This window comes from Lysobacter sp. DMC104 (assembly GCF_056313665.1).
Genome location: NZ_JBQUZW010000004.1, coordinates 126,351 through 144,784, shown reverse-complemented (window position 1 = coordinate 144,784; position 18,434 = coordinate 126,351). Strand labels below are relative to the sequence as shown.

The following is an 18,434-nucleotide window of genomic DNA, read 5'->3' as shown; positions in this document are numbered from 1 at the left end:
ATCGATGAACGACGATTGGGCCCGCCGGCACGACGCCGCCGATCCGCTGCGCGACTTCCGCGCGCAGTTCCACATCCCGCACCACGATGGCGCGGAGATGGCGTATTTCTGCGGCAATTCCCTCGGCCTTCAGCCGCGCGGCGCGCGGGCGTACGTCGACGAGGTGATGGACAAGTGGGCGCGCGACGCGGTCGAGGGGCATTTCCGCGAACCCGCGCCGTGGATGCCGTACCACGCGCTGGTCCGCGATGCGCTGGCCGGCGTGGTCGGCGCGCAGCCCCGGGAAGTGGTGGCGATGAACTCGCTCACCGCGAACCTGCACCTGATGATGGTCAGCTTCTTCCGCCCCGAAGGCCGCCGCAACCGCATCCTGATGGAGGCCGGTGCGTTCCCGTCGGACCGCCACGCGATGGCGTCGCAGCTGCATTTCCATGGCCTCTCCGTCGACCAATGCCTGATCGAACTCGCGCCCGATCGCGACGACGGCACGTTCTCGATGGCGGCGATCGAACGCGCCATCGCCGAACACGGCGACACGCTGGCGCTGGTGCTGTGGCCCGGCGTGCAGTACCGCACCGGGCAGGCCTTCGACCTCGCGGAGATCGTTCGGCTCGGACACGCCGCCGGCGCGATGGTCGGCTTCGATCTCGCGCATGCGGTCGGCAATCTGCCGCTCGCGCTGCACGACAGCGGCGCGGACTTCGCGGTGTGGTGCCACTACAAGTACATGAATGCCGGCCCCGGTGCGGTCGCCGGCTGTTTCGTGCACGAACGTCACGCGCGCACCGATCGCCCGCGCTTCGCCGGCTGGTGGGGCCACGACGAAGCGACGCGCTTCCGCATGGGCCCCGAGTTCGTGCCCACGCCCGGCGCCGACGGCTGGCAGCTGAGCAATCCGCCGATCCTCGGCCTCGCGCCGCTGCGTGCGTCACTCGAGCTGTTCGCGCAGGCGGGCATGCCGGCGCTGCGCGCGAAATCCGAAGCGCTGACCGGCTTCCTCGACACGCTGATCCGCACGCAGTTGGCCGACGTGCTCGACATCGTGACGCCGGCGAATCCCGCCGAACGCGGCTGCCAGCTGTCGCTGCGCGTCGACGGCGGCCGCGCGCGCGGGCGCGCGCTGTTCGAGTTCCTCGCCGCGCGCGGCGTCCTCGGCGACTGGCGCGAACCGGACGTGATCCGGATCTCGCCGGCGCCGCTCTACAACACCTTCGCCGACGTGCTGCGTTTCGCGCGCACCGTCCGGGAGTGGCAGGCATGACCGCGATCGCCGATCGACACATCACCCTCGTCGGCGCCGGTCTGGCCGGCGCGCTGCTCGCCACCCTGCTCGCCCAGCGCGGCTGGACGGTCGAGGTGTTCGAGCGCCGCGGCGATCCGCGCGTGCATGGCTACGCGGGCGGACGGTCGATCAACCTCGCCCTCGCCGAACGCGGCCTCAACGCGCTGCGCTCGGCCGGCGTCGCCGCCGACGTGATGAAACACGCGGTGATGATGCGCGGGCGCATGGTGCATCCGCGCGGCGGCGGCGAGCAGTTGCAGCGCTACGGCCGCGACGACAGCGAAGTGATCTGGTCGATCAGCCGCGGCGACCTCAACATCGTGCTGCTCGACGCCGCGGAGGCCGCAGGCGTCAATCTGCATTTCGACCGCCGGCTGGAACGCGTCGACTTCGACGCCCGCATCGCGCATTTCGTCGGCGAGCGCGAGGACATCGCGCGGCCGTTCCATGCGCTGGTCGGCTGCGACGGTGCCGGCTCCAGCCTCCGCGCGGCGATGCAGGCGGTGTCGGATCTCGGCGAACGCATCGAGGCGATGCCGCACGGCTACAAGGAGCTGGAGATCCCGCCCGCCGCGGACGGCGGCTTCCGGATCGAGCCCAACGCGCTGCACATCTGGCCGCGCGGCGACTACATGTGCATCGCGCTGCCGAACGACGAGCGCACCTTCACCGTCACCCTGTTCCTGCGCAACGAAGGTCCGCTCAGCTTCGCGACCGTGCGCGACGGCGACGACGCCGCGGCGCTGTTCGCCCGCGACTTCCCCGACGCATTGCCGCTGATCCCCGATCTCAAGCATGATTTCGTGGCGAACCCGACCGGCCTGCTGGCGACGCTGTACCTCGACCGCTGGCATCTCGACGGCCGCGCGGTGCTGGTCGGCGATGCCGCGCACGCGATGGTGCCGTTCCACGGCCAGGGCATGAACTGCGCGTTCGAGGACTGCGTCGCGCTGGCGGCGCACCTCGAAGGCGACGGCGACACCGCGACCGCGTTCGCCGCGTTCGAGGCCGAGCGCAAGCCCAACGCCGCCGCGATCCAGGCGATGGCGCTGGAGAACTACCGCGAGATGAGCGATCGCGTCGACGACGCGGATTTCCTGCTGCAGCGCAAGCTCGAACGCCTGCTCGCCGAGCGCCATCCCGGCCGCTTCGTGCCGCGCTACACGATGGTCTCGTTCATGCGCGTACCGTACGCGCTGGCGTTCGCCCGCGGGCAGGTGCAGCGCGCGCTGCTGGTGGAAGCCACGCGGGGACGCGACACGCTGGACGATCTCGACTGGGACGCGATCGACCGCAGGGTGCAGGAACGCCTGTCGCCGTTGGCATCGGAGGTCTGAGTGGCAGCGAGCTTCCTGTTCTACGACCTCGAGACCTTCGGCACCGATCCGCGGCGCACGCGGATCGCGCAGTTCGCCGCGATCCGCACCGACGCCGAATTGAACCAGATCGACGAGCCCTGGGATTTCATGGTCAAGCCGGCCGACGATCTGCTGCCCTCGCCGATCGCATCGCTGATCACCGGGATCACGCCGCAGCAGGCGCTGTGCGAAGGCGTGACCGAAGCCGAGGCGTTCGCGCGCATCCACGAGGCGATGGCCGCGCCGGAAACGTGCACGCTGGGCTACAACTCGCTGCGCTTCGACGACGAGTTCGTGCGCCACGGACTGTTCCGCAACTTCTACGACCCGTACGAACGCGAGTGGCGCGGCGGCAATTCGCGCTGGGACCTGCTCGACGTGATGCGGCTGGCGCATGCGCTGCGGCCGGACGGCATCGTCTGGCCGAAGCGCGAGGACGGCGCACCGTCGTTCAAGCTGGAGCATCTGGCCGACGCCAACGGCGTGCGCGAAGGTGATGCGCACGAAGCGCTGTCCGACGTGCGCGCGCTGATCGGCATGGCGCGCAAGCTCCGGGCCGCGCAGCCGAAGCTCTGGGACTACACGCTGAAGCTGCGCGACAAGCGGTTCGCCGCGCGCCTGCTCGACACCGTCGCGATGACGCCGGTGCTGCACGTCTCGCAGCGTTTCCCGGCGGCGCGGCTGTGCGCGGCCGCGGTCGCGCCGCTGGCGCGGCATCCGCGGATCGACAACCGGGTGATCGTGTTCGACCTGCACGACGACCCGGAACCGCTGTTCGCGCTCGACGCCGACGCCATCGCCGACCGGCTCTACACGCCGATCGCCGACCTGCCCGAAGGCGAGACCCGCATCCCGCTGAAGGAAGTGCACCTCAACCGCAGCCCGATGCTGATCGAATGGGCGCACCTGCGCTCGCCGGATTTCGATCGGCTGGGCATCGATCCCGCGCTCGTCGAGGCCCGCGCCGCGCGGCTGCGCGAGGCCGGACCGGCGCTGGCGGAGAAGCTGCGCCGTATCTACGCCGGACGCGACCGCTTCGAGCCGGGCGACGTCGATGGTTCGCTGTACGACGGGTTCCTGCAGGACGCCGACAAGCGCAAGTTCGCCGAGGTCCGCGGCACGCCACCGGAAGCGCTGGGGCTCCGCGATTTCGCGTTCGCCGACGCGCGCCTGCCGGAGTTGCTGTTCCGCTATCGCGCCCGCAACCTGCCGGACACGCTCTCGGCCGACGAACGCATGCGCTGGGACGCCTACCGCCGCAGTCGGCTGTGCGAAGATCGCGGCCTGTCCGACGTCACGTTCGCGCAGCATCGTGCGGAAGTCGCCGCGCTGCGCGTGGCGCACGCCGGCGACGGCCGCGCGCAGGCGCTGCTCGACCAGGCCCAGGCATGGGCCGATGCCCTGGAGTCCAGTCTCGTATGAATGCCCTCGCATGAGCGCCTACTTCTCCGATCGCAGCTTCCGCTTCCTGCGCGCCCTCGCCCGCCACAACGACCGCGCGTGGTTCCAGGACCACAAGCAGGACTACGAGGACCACGTGCGCAAGCCGTTCCTCGCGCTGCTGACCGACCTGCAGGCGCCGCTGCGCGAGGTGAGCGAGCACTACCGCGCCGACCCGAAGACCGTCGGCGGCTCGCTGTTCCGCATCCATCGAGACACCCGCTTCAGCAACGACAAGGCGCCGTACAAGAACTGGCAGGGCGCGCGGCTGTTCCACGAGCGCCACCGGGAAGTCGAGGCCCCCTCGTTCTACCTGCACCTCCAGCCGGGGCAGTGCTTCGTCGCCGCCGGCCTGTGGCACCCCGAGCCCGAGACCCTGCGCCGGATCCGGCAGTTCATCGTCGACAACCCGGGCAGCTGGGCGGCGGCCGCGCATGCGCCGGCGTTCCGCAAGCGCTTCGACCTGGACGACGACGAGATGCTGGTGCGCCCGCCGCGCGGTTTCCCGGCCGACTTCCCGTACCTGGACGACCTGCGCCGCAAGAACCACGTCGCGATCCGCGCGATCGACGATGCCACCATGACCGGGCCCAGGCTGCTGTCCGTGCTGGCGAAGGATCTGCAGGGGATGGGCCCGTTCGTCGATTACCTCTGCGCGGCGCTCGACCTCGAATTCTGAGCATTACATCGCGATCCCGGCATGACGAGATGCCGCATCGCGACATGACAGTGTCAATACGGGCCCGTATCCTCGGCTCGATGCCGCCGACAGCGGGACGGCAGGCAAGGACTGGCGCGACCGGGGTTGCGCCTTCAAGGAACCAGAAACCCAATCGAGGGGAACAACCAAGTGCGTAAATACCTCTGCGGGCTCGCGCTCGCTCTGGCGGCACCGTGTGCGTTCGCTGCGACCGGCGTGGCGTTCGTCCACGGCACCGGCTCCCAGACCAACGCCTACAACGACTACTGGCAGCCGACCATGGTCGACTCCGTGCGCGGCGGCCTGCCGAACCCGGCGAACTACGTCGTCATCAACTGCGACTTCACCCAGTACATGTGGGACAGCCGCGCCGCCGGTTGCCTGGCCGGCCAGCTGACCACCTTCATCAACACCAAGGGCATCGACCGCCTGATCGTCATCACCCACTCCAACGGTGGCAACGTGATGCGCTGGATCCTGTCGAACCCGACCTACGACAGCCGCTACCCGAACATCATCGCCAAGACCGTCCGCGTCAACGCGCTGGCGCCGTCGTCCGCGGGCACGCCGCTGGCCGATGCGGTGATGAACGGCAACATCTTCGAGGCCGCCGTGGGCTGGCTGCTCGGCTACCAGAACGACGCCGTGCGCATGCAGCAGACCAGCTGGATGGCCTACTACAACACCAACAACCTGTACGGCACGAGCGGCCGCCCGGCGCTGCCGAAGACCTTCCGCAGCGTGGTCGGCACCGACGTCGACTCCTCGCCGTTCGACAGCGACAGCTACTGCGGCGGTTACACGGAGAACGTCGGCCTGGAAGTCACCCAGAACTGGCTGGCCAGCTGCTCGGACGGCTTCCTGAACTGCACCAGCCAGTCGGCCGCCGGTTCGGTCTGGTTCTACGACACCTCGCGCACCGCGGGCGTGGAACCGCTCTCGCACAACCAGAGCCGCCGCGCCTGCTTCAACCTCAACACCATTCTCCGCACGGACGTCGGACAGTGAGGACCCCCGCCATGAGACTTTCCATCGCCATCGCGCTGGCCCTCGCCTCCTTCGCCGCCTCGGCCGCCCAGCCCCTGCGCGCGCCGGCCGCGACCGACCAGTCGCCCTCCCGCCTCGTCGCGCTGCCGGCCCCGTCGGCGCAGATCGAACGCGCTCCCGTGTCCTTCTCGTGGAAGCTCGATCCCGCGCAGCCGGTCGTCGCCCAGCAGCCGTTCGTGGCCCAGAGCCGGGAATACTGGCAGACCGTCGATGCCGCCCAGCTCGACAAGGGTCTGGCGCTGAAGATGTCCGCCCCGGGCAGCCTGATCCGCATCAGCCCGGCCGAAGGCGCCCGCGCGCTGCGCAGCGACGAGCTGCAGGTGTCCGACGGTCGCGGCGCGGCCAAGCTGGCCCAGGTCGCCTCGGCCGAACAGCTGACCAAGGCCGGCATGGACGTGTCGGCCGGCAGCCTGATCGCCAAGCTCGACGTGCAGGAAGGCGCCGGCACCTACACGGTGCGCGTGCCCAAGGCCCAGGGCAGCTACCTCGTGCACGTGTTCGAGCCCGCCAGCAACGACGTGCTGCGCGCCGGCACCGACCGCGCACGCGCGCTGGCCGGCGACAGCCTGCGGTTCGACGTCGACATGAGCCACGCCGGCAAGCGCGGCGGCCACCTGCAGGCGGAAGCGCTGCTGGTCGCCCCCGACGGCCGCACCTGGCCGGTCGCCCTCGCAGCCGACGGCGCCGGCGCCCTCACCGCCGACGTGAAGCTGCCGAACAAGGTCGGCAACACGCCGGGCCTGTGGGAGCTGCAGGTGTTCGCCGACGCCGACGGCATCCAGCGCGATGCCCGCACCGCGTTCGCCGTGTCCGCGCCCACCGCCCGTTTCAACGGCGTGTTCGCGTTCAACGCGAAGACGATGCGGATGGCGCTGCCGGTGCAGGCCGCATCCGAAGGCCGCTACGAGGCCCGCGGCACGCTGTTCGCCACCGCGCCCGACGGCGTCATGCGTCCGGTCTCCGAAGCGCACAGCGCCGCGTGGATGAAGCGCGGCAACGGCATGCTGGTGCTGCAATTCGAGCGCAGCCACCTGCCGGCCGGCTACGGCGCGCCGTTCGAAGTGCGCCAGCTGGAACTGAACGACCAGTCGCGCATGGCGCCGTTGGAAAGCCGCGAGAGCGCGGGCCGCGCCCGCTGATCGCGTCGCAAGCCGCAGGAACGACAAGGGGCCGCAAGGCCCCTTGTCGTTTCCGGGAAGCGCATGAAGAACGGCGGTCATCCCAGCGCAAGCGCGGCCCCATGTGTGACCGCAGCCGAAGCGTGGGTCCTCGCTTTCGCGAAGATGACGGCCGGGTGCGTACCAGAACCGCGAACGCTCAGCGATTCATCACGCCATGCGGCACGTGCCCTGCGGCGACGTGCTCGCGCGCGGAATCGATGTTGTGCGGCGAATCGTCGAAGAAGATGTCGGCGCCGAACGCCTGCAGGAACGGCCCCTTCGGCCGGCCGCCGAGGAACAGCGCCTCGTCGAGGCGGATGCCCCATTCGCGCAGCGTGCGGATCACCCGCTCGTGCGCCGGTGCCGAACGCGCGGTGACCAGCGCGGTGCGGATCGGGCAGCGTTCGACCGGATAGGCCGACTGCAATCGGTGCAGCGCGTCGAGGAACCCGCGGAACGGTCCGCCCGACAGCGGTTCGTGCGCGCGTTCGCGCTCGTGGCGCGCGAATGCCTCCAACCCGCCCTCGCGCGAGACCCGCTCGCTCTCGTCGCTGAACAGCACGGCGTCGCCGTCGAAGGCGATGCGGATGCGTTCGTCGCCGGCGTCGCCGCCCGGCTGGTTCGTCGGCGCGACCGACCGCGACGGCAGCAGCGTCGCCGCGGCGATGCCGTGTTCCAGCGCGCGCTGCACCGATTCGGCATCGGCGGACAGGAACAGGTGCGCGCCGAACGGCTTGACGTACGGCCACGTCGGCGCGCCCGAGGTGAAGGTCGCACGGCGGATGTCCAGGCCGTGGTGCTGGATCGCGTTGAACACGCGCAGGCCGGTGTCCGAGGAATTGCGCGACAGCAGGATCACCTCGACCCGCGGCGCGTCCTTCGGTGCGTCGCGGTTGAGCGCGAGCAGCTTGCGCACCAGCGGGAAGGCGATGCCTGGCGCGAGCAGTTCGTCCTCGCGGCTGCGCTGGAAATCGGCGTAGGCGTCGACGCCCTGCGCCTCGAACAGCGCGTGGCCCTCCTCCAGGTCGAACAGCGCCCGGGAGGAGATGGCGATGACGAGGGGATCGGAGACGTCGGCGGCGTTCATGGCGACAGTCTGCCCGAAACGCGTCTCGCGGGCTGCGACCTGCGCTACGCTCTGGAACCCTTTCCAGCCGGGACGACCATGGCGCACCGCGCCGCGACACACGCCGAGCATGAACGCATGCTGCGCCGCATCGGCGAGTCGCGCATGCTTGCCGGTTTGCTGCCCGGCGCGCTGCTGGTCGCGGCGGCGGCATTCGCCGGTTTCCACTACGCGGGAGACCAGACACTGGAAGTCCTGTACTTGTTCGCGGGCAGTTGTGCGGTGCTGGTCGCCTTCGCGGCATGGACATCGGGAGCGCATCTGCGCAATGCGGCCGCGGGGACACGTCGCGGCCGACGCGTGCCCGCGACGCTTGTCCTGCACAAGGATTCCGACGGCGACGAGGCGCGGCAAGGCACCCTCACGCTGCGTTCCGATCCGAACGGTTGGGACATCGCGTTCGCGATGCCGCCCGAGTGGACGCCGGAAGCCGGCCACCACGAGGTCGAAGCCGTCCTGCTCTCCGACATTCCCTGGCCCGTGCTCGTGTACTGCGGCGAGGGCCTGCTGTGGCCGCGACAGACGCCCCGTCGCGCATCGCGCGAGGCGTCCCGGGCGCATCGGCAGCGGTGATGGCACCGCAGGATCACGTGGCCCGCGGACGACTGCGTCGCGTGATCACGGCACCCGGCAGCCCGTCGTCTCGACCGGCTTCGACGGAGGATGGCCGTTGCAGCCACCGCCGTCGTCGTCCCATGCGAAGCAGCCGACGTGGCGCTTGCCATCGATCGTCATGACCGCGCGATTGCCACAGACCTCGAGTGTGAACGAAGGTGGTCCGCCGGCCTGCGCTTCCGGCTTGTCGAAGCGCAGGAGGAAGCGATTGCGGTAGCGATAGTCCTGCATGCGGTACGTCCCGGGTGGCAACGCCCTGCGCCCCGTGTTGCCGACGAAGTCCGCCTCGATGGTGCCTTCGAACGCCGGGCTGAAGTCGCCGCCCACCAGACCGACCTCGACCGGCAGGCCATCCGTGTAGAGCGCGCTCGTCGCGCCTGCCGGGAATGCGATCAGGGACAACAGCATCGCGGCGAAGGCATGCCGATTCATGCGAGCCCCCGCGCCGTTGCAACGACCGCGTTCACGCCACGAACTGCTCGCTGAGGATCCGTTCTTCGAGGTTGTGCTCGGGGTCGAACAGCAGGGTCACGGTGCGGTCGCGGGATTCGCGCACGGCGACCTCGACCACGTCGCGGACTTCGTGCGAGTCGGCGGTGGCGCTGACCGGGCGCTTGTAGGGATCGAGCACGCGGAAGCGCACTTCGGTGTCGGCTTTCAGCAGCGCGCCGCGCCAGCGCCGCGGCCGGAACGGCGCGATCGGGGTCAGCGCGACCACACCGCTGCCCAGCGGCAGGATCGGGCCGCCGGCGGAATAGTTGTAGGCGGTGCTGCCCGCGGAGGTGGCGACCATCACGCCGTCGCAGATCAGTTCGTCGAGGCGGTTGCGGCCGTTGAGTTCGATGCCGATGTGCGCCGCCTGCCGCGTCTGGCGCAGCAGCGACACCTCGTTGTACGCCAGCGACACGACCGTCGCACCCGATTCGGTATGCGCGTGCATCTCCAGCGGGCGCAGCACCGCGGGTTCGGCGGCGTCGAGGCGCGCGAGCAGGTCGTCGTCGCCGTACTGGTTCATCAGGAAGCCGACGGTGCCGAGCTTCATGCCGTACACCGGCCGCCCGAGCCCACCGAGGCGATGCAGCGTCTGCAGCATGAAGCCGTCGCCGCCGAGCGCACAGAGCACGTCGGCTTCTTCGGGGGCGTGGTGTCCGTGGCGCTCGACGAGCGCGGCACGCACGGCCTGGGCATCGGGGATGGGACTGGCGAGAAAGGCGATCTTGCGTGCGGCAGGCATCGAGCGCTCCGGAAGTCGTCCGCGTGTCCGTGATGCGGGAAATATACTGGAATCATCATCACGCCACATGCGGCGCCGGCGGCGTAACGTCGAAGCGCATGCGTCGCGGTTCTCCGCACGCACGCCGGCGGCATGACCCGCGATCACATGCGGGTTTCGACGGGAAGGTCGACCACCGGACGCAGGCCCGGCGGCCGCCGCCGCCGCCGCCGCCCTCGCAATCACGACATAAGGAGATGGATGATGTTGCAGCGCATGCTCATGGCGTTCGCCCTGCCCGCCGCACTGTTCGCGTTCCCGTTCGCGTCGTCCGCGCAGGAGATGCCCGACGAGGAATGGCTGGCCGTGCAGGATGCCTTCACGGTCTCGATGTCCGAACCGGCCTTCCAGGAAGCAGCGTGGTCCGGCCGCGCCTTCGTGATGAAGGACTTCCTGGTCCACAACGGCGCGCCGGCGGACATGGTGCTCAGCGCGGAAGGTTTTTCGCACGAATCGACCGCGGCCGCGATCCCGGTCACGGTCGACAGATGCGCGAGGTGGCGGATCGACGTCTGGTACGAAGGCGAGGTGCTGCATACGAGAACGATCTGCCTCGCCTACCTGGAAACCACGAAGAAGGTGCCGTTCGACCCGCGCTGAGGCAGCCCTTGCAGCCCTGATCGCGTCCTGCCGGCGACGCTCACGCGACGCCGGCACGCCCCGCATGCAACCGCACGACCAAGCCTCTCAGAGCCTCGGCGCCTTCTCTCGCACCCCCGCGAAACGTGACCGGCGTTGTTATCGAGAACATCCGGCCTTTCCTCTCATCCGGAAAGCGGTTTCCGTCACGGAACCGAAGGACAACTGTCCCCTATCTTCCGAGGGCGCCCCGGCACCCCACGGACTCCCTCCCGGCGCGCATCCCGCAACGATACCCGCCGACGACCTCCCTAGCAGGCGTCGGCCCCTGATGTCTTCATGGAGGAATACCGCATGTCGCAACACCCCTCGTCGCGCGTCGCCACGGCGCGCACGACCCTGTTCGTCGCCCTCGCCGCCCTGACCCTCGCCACCGCCACGGCCGCCCCGCGGCAGGCGCCGCGCGCGTCGTACGAAAGCCCTCAGGCGTCTGCCGAAGCCGCGCCCGCGCCGGGCGTCGAAGCCGACTGGCTGGACAAGCTCAATCCCGAGATCCCGACCGCCGTCGCGACCTACATCGTCGCCAACGACCATCCGATGGGCTCGCAGATCCGCCTGCGCGAAGTCCCGCTGCTCGCCCGCCACGGCGTGACGCCGTCGATCGCGAAGGTCGGCTCGGTCGCCGGCATGGACGTCAGCGGCTACCAGGGCAACGTGAACTGGTCCGCGGCCTACAACAACGGCGCGCGTTTCGCCTACGTGAAGGCGACCGAAGGCACGTACTACACCAATCCGTATTTCACCCAGCAGTACAACGGCTCGTACAACGTCGGCATGATCCGTGGGTCGTACCACTTCGCCCGTCCGGACACCACGACCGGCGCCACGCAGGCCGACTACTTCGTCAACCACGGCGGCGGCTGGTCCGCGGACGGGAAGACGCTGCCCGGCGCGCTGGACATGGAATACAACCCGTACGGCGCCACCTGCTACGGCCTGAGCAAGAGCGGCATGGCGGCGTGGATCTCGTCCTTCAGCAGCCGCTACAAGACCCGCACCGGTCGCTATCCGGTGATCTACACCAGCACCAGCTGGTGGTCGACCTGCGTGGGCACGGCCGGCAACTTCAGCGCAACCAGCCCGCTGTGGGTCGCGCGCTATTCCACGAGCGTCGGCACGCTGCCGTACGCGTGGAGCTATTACACCTTCTGGCAGTTCGCCGATTCCGGCACGTTCCCGGGCGACCAGAACACCTTCAACGGCGCCTACGATCGCCTGGTGGTGCTGGCACGCGGTTCCTGATCCGGCAACGAACTCACGCGACAAAAAAAGACCGGCCGCGCGAGCGGCCGGTCTTTTTCGTTTCCAGGCAGCGTGGCTCAGTCGGCCTGCGACAGCATCGACAGCCGGCGAACCGCGACCGACGCCGTCGGGTAGTCCAGCGACTTCTGCGCAGCGAGTTCCGACAGCATGCCGAGGGTGAAGCGCAGGGCGGCATCGTCGCGGCCGATCCAGTGCGTCAGCTTCGCGTCGGCGTGCGCGCCGGGCGCTTCCAGCACCTGCATCGTCAGCTGGCGCTGCTGCGCCGCGAGTTCGTCGCGCAACGAGCCGCGCGCGACCGCGTGCCAGCGGCCATCGACCGGCAGCGCGTCGATCTGCTGGTACAGCCACGGCAGTTGCAGCGCTTCGCCGAGGCGGAAATGCGCCTTCGCCACGTCGACGGCCTTGAGCTTGCGCGCGCGCGCCACTTCGATGATGTCGCAGCACCATTCGAGGTACGGCAGCGCCGCCAGCTGCTTCGCCAGCGCTTCGGGCAGGCCCTTCGCCTTCCAGTCGGCGTAGGACGCATCGTAGGCGGGGCGCATCGCGGCCGGCAGGATGTCCTTGCCCGCACGCACTTCGCGGAAGCCGTCGTGGTAGCGCTCGACCGCCGCGGTGATGCCCGGGATCGGACCCGGCCGCGACAGCAGCCAGCGTGTCATCGAGCGCTGCAGCGTCCAGATGACCTGCAACGCATCGACCTGCACCGACTCCGGCACCTTGCCGTCGAGTGCGTCGATCTGCACCCACAGGTCGCGCGCATCCAGCGTCTCGCGGGTGATGGTGAACGCCTTCGCGACCTCGGCCGGCGTGCGGCCAGTGTCCTCGGTCATCCGCAGCAGGAACGTCGCGCCCATGCGGTTGATCGTGGAGTTGGTGACCGCGGTGGCGATGATCTCGCGCTTCAGGCGGTGCTGCTCCATCGCCTTCGCATACTTCTTCTGCAGCGGCTGCGGGAAGTAGCGGACCAGTTCCTTCGACAGGTACGGGTCTTCCGGCACGTCCGAGTCGAGCAGTTGCTGGTACGCCACCAGCTTCGCGTACGACAGCAGCACCGACAGCTCGGAGCGGGTCAGGCCCAGGCCGCGCGCCTTGCGATCGGCGATCTCGGTGTCGGACGGCAGGAATTCGATCTGGCGATCGAGCAGGCCCTGCGACTCGAGCGTGCGGATGAAGTGCTGCTTCGAGCCCAGGCGGGTCAGGCTCATCCGCTGCATCAGGCTCAACGCCTGGTTCTGGCGGTAGTTGTCGTTGAGCACCAGGCCGGCGACTTCGTCGGTCATCGCCGCGAGCAGCGTGTTGCGCTCGGGCATGGTCAGCTTCTTCTTGCGGACCTCGCCGTTGAGCAGGATCTTGATGTTGACCTCGTGGTCCGAGGTGTCCACGCCCGCCGAGTTGTCGATGAAGTCGGTGTTGAGCAGCACGCCCGACGACAGCGCGGCCTCGACGCGGCCGAGCTGGGTCAGGCCGAGGTTGCCGCCCTCGCCCACCACCTTGCAGCGCAGTTCGTTGCCGTTGACGCGCAGGCCGTTGTTGGCGCGATCGCCAACGTCGGCGTGGGTTTCGCTCGACGCCTTCACGTAGGTACCGATGCCGCCGTTCCACAGCAGGTCGACCGGCGCCTTCAGGATCGCGTTCATCAGCTCCATCGGGCTCATCGACGTCGCATCGGTGGCGATGCCGAGTGCGGCCTTCGTCTCCGCCGACAGCGGGATCGCCTTGGCCGAACGCGGGTACACGCCGCCGCCCTTGCTGATCAGCGCCTTGTCGTAGTCGTCCCAGCTCGAACGCGGCAGCTTGAACAGTCGGTCGCGTTCCTTGAACGAACGCGCGGCATCCGGGTTCGGGTCGAGGAAGATGTGGCGGTGGTCGAACGCGGCCAGCAGGCGGATGTGTTCCGACAGCAGCATGCCGTTGCCGAACACGTCGCCCGACATGTCGCCGATGCCGACGCAGGTGAAGTCGGCCGTCTGCGAATCGCGGCCCATCGCGCGGAAGTGACGCTTGACCGACTCCCAGCCGCCGCGGGCGGTGATGCCCATGCCCTTGTGGTCGTAGCCGACCGAACCGCCGGAGGCGAAGGCGTCGTCCAGCCAGAAGCCGTGCGAACGCGCGATGCCGTTGGCGATGTCGGAGAACGTGGCCGTGCCCTTGTCCGCGGCGACGACGAGATACGGGTCGTCGCCGTCGTGGCGCACCACTTCGTCCGGCGGCACGATGCGGCCGTCGTTGGCGATGTTGTCGGTGATGTCGAGCAGGCCGTTGATGAAGCGCTTGTAGCAGGCCACGCCCTCGGCGAACCACGCGTCGCGATTCGTCGCCGCGTCGGGCAACTGCTTGCAGAAGAAGCCGCCCTTCGAGCCGACCGGCACGATCACGGTGTTCTTCACCATCTGCGCCTTCACCAGGCCCAGCACTTCGGTGCGGAAATCCTCGCGGCGATCCGACCAGCGCAGGCCGCCGCGCGCGACCGGGCCGAAGCGCAGGTGCACGCCCTCGACACGCGGGCCGCAGACGAAGATCTCGCGGAACGGACGCGGCTTCGGCAGGTCGGGCACCTTCGACGAATCGAACTTGAAGCTGAGGTAGTCGGCCGGGCCGCCGTCGGCGCGCAGGCCGTCCTGGTAGCGACCGCTGCGGTAGGTGATGTAGTAGTTGGTACGCAGCGTGGCCTCGATCGCGCCGACGAAGCTGCGCAGGATGCGGTCCTCGTCGAGGCTGGAGACGCGATCGAGCAGCGCGGTGATCGCGGCGCGGGTCGCGTCCAGCTGCGCCTCGCGCTTGGCGGCGCGCGCGGCGATCACCGGCTCCACCGCCGACAGCACCGCGGCGTCGCCGCCGGCGAGCGCGGTCAGCTGGCTGCGGAACACTTCCGCGCCCGCCTTGATCTGCGCCTTCGACTCGCTGCCGGTGGCCGGATCGAAGCGCGCCTCGAACAGCTCGGTCAGCAGGCGCGCGAGGATCGGATAACGCGCGAAGGTTTCCTCGACGTAGCTCTGCGAGAACGGCACGCCCAGCTGCAGCAGGTACTTGCAGTACGCGCGCAGCATCGACACCTGCTTCCACGACAGGTTCGCCGCCAGGATCAGGCGGTTGAAGCCGTCGTTCTCGGCATTGCCGCGCCAGATCTGGCCGAACGCGTCCTCGAAGGTTTCGTCGAGGCCGGCGACGTCGACATCGCCGTGCGCGGCCTCGACCTCGAAATCCTGGATGTAGGCGACGGTGCCGGCGGATTCGATCCGGAACGGATGCTCGGCGATCACGCGCAGACCCATGTTCTCCATCATCGGCAGCGCATCGGACAGCGGAATGTCGTCGTTGAGGCGGTAGAACTTGAAGCGCAGGCCGCCGTCGGGATCGCGGTAGAGGCTGAGGCTGAGGTCGTGCTCGGGCGTGAGCGCGGACAGTTGCGCGACGTCGTCGGCGGCGATCGCGACCGAGGCCTTCTCGATGTAGCCCGCCGGCAGCGCGCGGCCGAAACCGTTGGCGAGCGCGAGGCCGCGTTCTTCGCCGTGGCGCGTCACCAGCTGTTCGCGCAGGCTGTCCTGCCAGTTGCGGACGATGCCGGCGAGGTGCGCGTTGAGCCGCGCGGAATCGACGTCGACGGTCTCGCCCTTGCGCGGGCGCACCAGCATGTGCAGCTGCGCGAGCGGCGAATCGCCGAGCTGGATCGTGGAGTCGACGCGATCGGAATGCATCACGTCCTTCAGCATCGTCTCGATGCGCAGACGCATCTCGGTGTTGTAGCGATCGCGCGGGATGTAGGCCAGCACCGAGTAGAAACGGCCGTAGCGGTCGTGGCGCAGGAACAGCCGGCTGCGCACGCGCTCCTGCAGGTTGAGCACGCCGGTGGCGAGCGCGAACAGCTCGGCCTCGCTGGCCTGGAACAGTTCGTCGCGCGGCAGCTTCTCGAGGATGTGGCGCAGCGCCTTGCCGCTGTGGCTGTTGATCGACAGGCCGGAGCGCGCCATGACCTGGTCGTGGCGCTCGCGCACCAGCGGAATTTCCCACGGGCGACGGGTGTAGGCGCCGGATGTGTAGAGGCCGATGAAGCGCTGCTCCGCGACCGGGCGGCCGTCGGCGTCGAAGCTCAGCACGCCGATGTAGTCCATGTAGCCCGGACGATGCACGGTGGCGCGGGCGTTGGTCTTGGTGAGGATCAACGCGTCGAGCTGGCCCGACTGCTGCATGTCGTGCGCGGCGAGCGTGCCGAGCGGACGCGGCTTGCCGGCGTCCTGGGTACGCAGCAGACCGAGGCCGGTCTTCACGTCGGCGGCCAGCACATCCTCGCCACCCTGCTTCTTCACGCGGTATTCGCGGTAGCCGAGGAAGGTGAAGTGGTCGGCGGCGGCCCAGCGCAGGAATTCCTGCGCCTCGGCACGCGCGGCATCGCCGATCGGCATCGGCCGCTTGCCCAGGTCCTCGGTGATGGCGAGCATGCGCTCGCGCATCGTCGGCCAGTCCTCGACGATCGTGCGCACGTCGGCGAGCACGCCGCGGATCGCGATCTCGATCTCGGCGGCATCGGACGCCGACTGGCGGTCGATCTCCAGGCTCATGATCGATTCGGCATGGCCCTCGCCCACGCCGGTGAGGCGGCCGGCCTTGTCGCGCTGCAGCTTCACGATCGGATGGCCCAGCACGTGCACGCCGATGCCGCGTTCGGCCAGCGCCATCGTCACCGAGTCGACGAGGAACGGCATGTCGTCGTTGACGATCTGCAGCACGGTATGCGGCGACTCCCAGCCGTGCTTCGCCGCGGTCGGGTTGAACAGGCGCACGTTGGCGGTGCCCGGCTTGCGCTGGCGCACGAATTCGAGGATGTCGTCGGCGAGCGCCGCCCAAGCATCGGCGGAATGCGCCGGCAGTTCGTCCTCGCTCAGGCGCTGGTAGAACGCGGCGGCGAAGTCGGCGGCGGCGTCCTGCCGGCCCTTGCCGGCGCGGTGGCGGACGGCATCGAGGATCGGCGCCAGCAGCCCCTGCGGGGAGCGGCCCTGGCGGGCACCGGCGGAAGGACGGGCGGGAGAGCGGGCAGCTTTCTGCGCGCCGGCGGCGGAGGTTTTCTTGGTCATGTCAGAGGCGGTCCGTGGTGCGCCGGGGACGGGCGCGTTCCGGTGGCGGAGCGGGCGGACGCAGGTCGCACGGGGGCGCCGGCGTCCGGGGACGTCGTGGGGGACGTTGGAACGGGGACACGGCCCGGGCGCCCGCCGCGCCGGCGCCGGCCGCGGGGCGCGGCCTGCCGGAGCGGAACGGCGGCACCGGGCCGCAGGGTCATCAGCGCAGCCCGGTCTCGTTGCGGGCGATCACCAGGCGCTGGATCTCGCTGGTGCCTTCGTAGATCTCGGTGATCTTGGCGTCGCGGAAGTAGCGCTCCAGCGGCATTTCCTTGGAATAGCCCATGCCGCCGTGGATCTGCAGCGCCTGGTGGGTGATGAACATCGCGGCTTCGGACGCCGTCAGCTTGGCGACCGAGGCCTCGGTGCTGAAACGGCCGCCGTTGCGGTCGGTCTGCGCCTTGGCCCACGCCGCACGCAGGGTCAGGATCTCGGCCGCGTCGAGACGGCACTTCATGTCGGCGATCTTGGCCTGGATCATCTGGAAGCTGCCGATGGGCTGGCCGAAGCTCTTGCGCTCCTTGGCATAGGCCACCGCGGCCTTGTAGGCGGCCTTGGCCAGGCCCACGGCCTGCGAGGCGATGCCGATGCGGCCCGCGTCCAGCACGCCCATGGCGATCTTGAAGCCCTCGCCTTCCACGCCCACCACTTCGTCGGCGGTGGCGACGTAATCCTGGAACTCGATCTCGCAGGTGGCCGAAGCGCGGATGCCGAGCTTGGGTTCGGTCTTGCCGCGGTGGAAGCCCGGCTTGGCGGTGTCGACCATGAACGCGGTGATGCCCTTCGCGCCCTTGGACGGGTCGGTCATGGCGAACAGGATGATGTACTTGGCGACCGGGCCGGAGGTGATCCAGCTCTTCTTGCCGTTGATGAGATAGGTGCCGTCGGCCTGCTTCACTGCCTTGCAGCGCATCGCGGTGGCGTCGGAGCCGGACTGCGGCTCGGTCAGCGCGAAGGCGCCGATCTCGCGGCCTTCGGCGATGGCGCGCACGTACAGCTGCTTCTGCGCCTCGGTGCCGAACTTCAGGATGCCGTTGCAGAACAGCGAGTTGTTGACCGACACGATGGTCGAGTGCGCGCAGTCGGCCTCGGCGATCTCGATCATGGCCAGCACGTAGCTGACCGGGTCCATGCCGGCGCCACCGTATTCGGCCGGCACCTCGATGCCCATCAGGCCGTTTTCGCCCAGGGTGCGGATGTTCTCGAGCGGGAATTCGCCGGTCCGGTCGTGGTGCTCGGCGCTGGGCGCGATCTTCTCCTGCGCGATGCGCCGGGCGACGTCCTGAATCATCAACTGCTCTTCGGTGAAGCGGAAATCCACGGGCGCGTCCTCGTCGATGAAATCGAAACCAGCATTGTAGCCGCGGGCTTCGTCCAACCCCAGCACCGGCAACGCAGGCTTGACCGCGGCCCGCCCGGG

Annotated in this window: 14 protein-coding genes; 9 read left to right on the top strand and 5 right to left on the bottom strand. The window is 69.3% G+C overall.

The annotated features are described in order from the left end of the window. The first annotated feature begins 4 nt into the window (after positions 1–4). The 6 genes from kynU to ACT53R_RS07470 all read left to right on the top strand — a co-directional run bounded on the left by kynU (position 5) and on the right by ACT53R_RS07470 (position 6,966). Positions 5–1,261 carry a kynureninase gene (kynU, locus tag ACT53R_RS07495; protein ID WP_476171232.1) on the top strand — a complete coding sequence of 419 codons (1,257 nt, stop codon included), beginning with the start codon at positions 5–7 and terminating at the stop codon, positions 1,259–1,261. Further along, positions 1,258–2,619, top strand: coding sequence for an FAD-dependent oxidoreductase (locus ACT53R_RS07490; protein WP_476171231.1), 1,362 nt, complete (start codon positions 1,258–1,260; stop codon positions 2,617–2,619). Before kynU ends, ACT53R_RS07490 begins: the two co-directional genes overlap by 4 nt. Beyond that, positions 2,620–4,062 carry an exodeoxyribonuclease I gene (gene sbcB / locus ACT53R_RS07485; RefSeq protein ID WP_476171230.1) on the top strand — a complete coding sequence of 481 codons (1,443 nt, stop codon included), beginning with the start codon at positions 2,620–2,622 and terminating at the stop codon, positions 4,060–4,062. 10 nt (positions 4,063–4,072) lie between these two features. After that, positions 4,073–4,759 (top strand): DUF2461 domain-containing protein, encoded by a 687-nt coding sequence (locus tag ACT53R_RS07480; RefSeq protein ID WP_476171229.1) that lies wholly within the window; start codon positions 4,073–4,075, stop codon positions 4,757–4,759. A gap of 171 nt (positions 4,760–4,930) precedes the next feature. Then, on the top strand, positions 4,931–5,788 hold the full coding sequence (locus ACT53R_RS07475; protein WP_476171228.1) for a hypothetical protein: 858 nt from the start codon (positions 4,931–4,933) through the stop codon (positions 5,786–5,788). Between the two features lie 11 nt (positions 5,789–5,799). After that, a complete protein-coding gene (locus tag ACT53R_RS07470; protein WP_476171227.1) occupies positions 5,800–6,966 on the top strand; it encodes a DUF4785 domain-containing protein in 1,167 nt (388 codons plus the stop codon). Positions 6,967–7,144: 178 nt separating this feature from the next. Here ACT53R_RS07470 and ACT53R_RS07465 read toward each other — a convergent pair whose 3' ends face one another. After that, positions 7,145–8,074 carry a 5'-nucleotidase gene (locus ACT53R_RS07465; RefSeq protein ID WP_476171226.1) on the bottom strand — a complete coding sequence of 310 codons (930 nt, stop codon included), beginning with the start codon at positions 8,072–8,074 and terminating at the stop codon, positions 7,145–7,147. Here ACT53R_RS07465 and ACT53R_RS07460 point away from each other — a divergent pair. After that, positions 7,997–8,686 carry a hypothetical protein gene (locus tag ACT53R_RS07460; RefSeq protein ID WP_476171225.1) on the top strand — a complete coding sequence of 230 codons (690 nt, stop codon included), beginning with the start codon at positions 7,997–7,999 and terminating at the stop codon, positions 8,684–8,686. The genes ACT53R_RS07465 and ACT53R_RS07460 overlap by 78 nt on opposite strands. 45 nt (positions 8,687–8,731) lie before the next feature. On the opposite strand, the gene ACT53R_RS07455 is transcribed toward ACT53R_RS07460, so the two are convergent. Then, on the bottom strand, positions 8,732–9,160 hold the full coding sequence (locus ACT53R_RS07455) for a hypothetical protein (RefSeq protein WP_476171224.1): 429 nt from the start codon (positions 9,158–9,160) through the stop codon (positions 8,732–8,734). Between the two features lie 31 nt (positions 9,161–9,191). Beyond that, on the bottom strand, positions 9,192–9,962 hold the full coding sequence (locus ACT53R_RS07450) for an NAD kinase (RefSeq protein ID WP_476171223.1): 771 nt from the start codon (positions 9,960–9,962) through the stop codon (positions 9,192–9,194). A gap of 243 nt (positions 9,963–10,205) precedes the next feature. Between ACT53R_RS07450 and ACT53R_RS07445 the strand changes: the two genes are divergently transcribed. Both ACT53R_RS07445 and ACT53R_RS07440 read left to right on the top strand, forming a co-directional pair. Next, a complete protein-coding gene (locus ACT53R_RS07445) occupies positions 10,206–10,601 on the top strand; it encodes a hypothetical protein (RefSeq protein WP_476171222.1) in 396 nt (131 codons plus the stop codon). Positions 10,602–10,934: 333 nt separating this feature from the next. Beyond that, on the top strand, positions 10,935–11,882 hold the full coding sequence (locus ACT53R_RS07440) for a lysozyme (protein ID WP_476171221.1): 948 nt from the start codon (positions 10,935–10,937) through the stop codon (positions 11,880–11,882). A gap of 77 nt (positions 11,883–11,959) precedes the next feature. Here ACT53R_RS07440 and ACT53R_RS07435 read toward each other — a convergent pair whose 3' ends face one another. Then, on the bottom strand, positions 11,960–16,972 hold the full coding sequence (locus ACT53R_RS07435) for an NAD-glutamate dehydrogenase (RefSeq protein ID WP_476171220.1): 5,013 nt from the start codon (positions 16,970–16,972) through the stop codon (positions 11,960–11,962). Positions 16,973–17,174: 202 nt separating this feature from the next. After that, positions 17,175–18,353 (bottom strand): acyl-CoA dehydrogenase family protein, encoded by a 1,179-nt coding sequence (locus ACT53R_RS07430; protein WP_476171355.1) that lies wholly within the window; start codon positions 18,351–18,353, stop codon positions 17,175–17,177. Positions 18,354–18,434 lie beyond the last annotated feature (81 nt).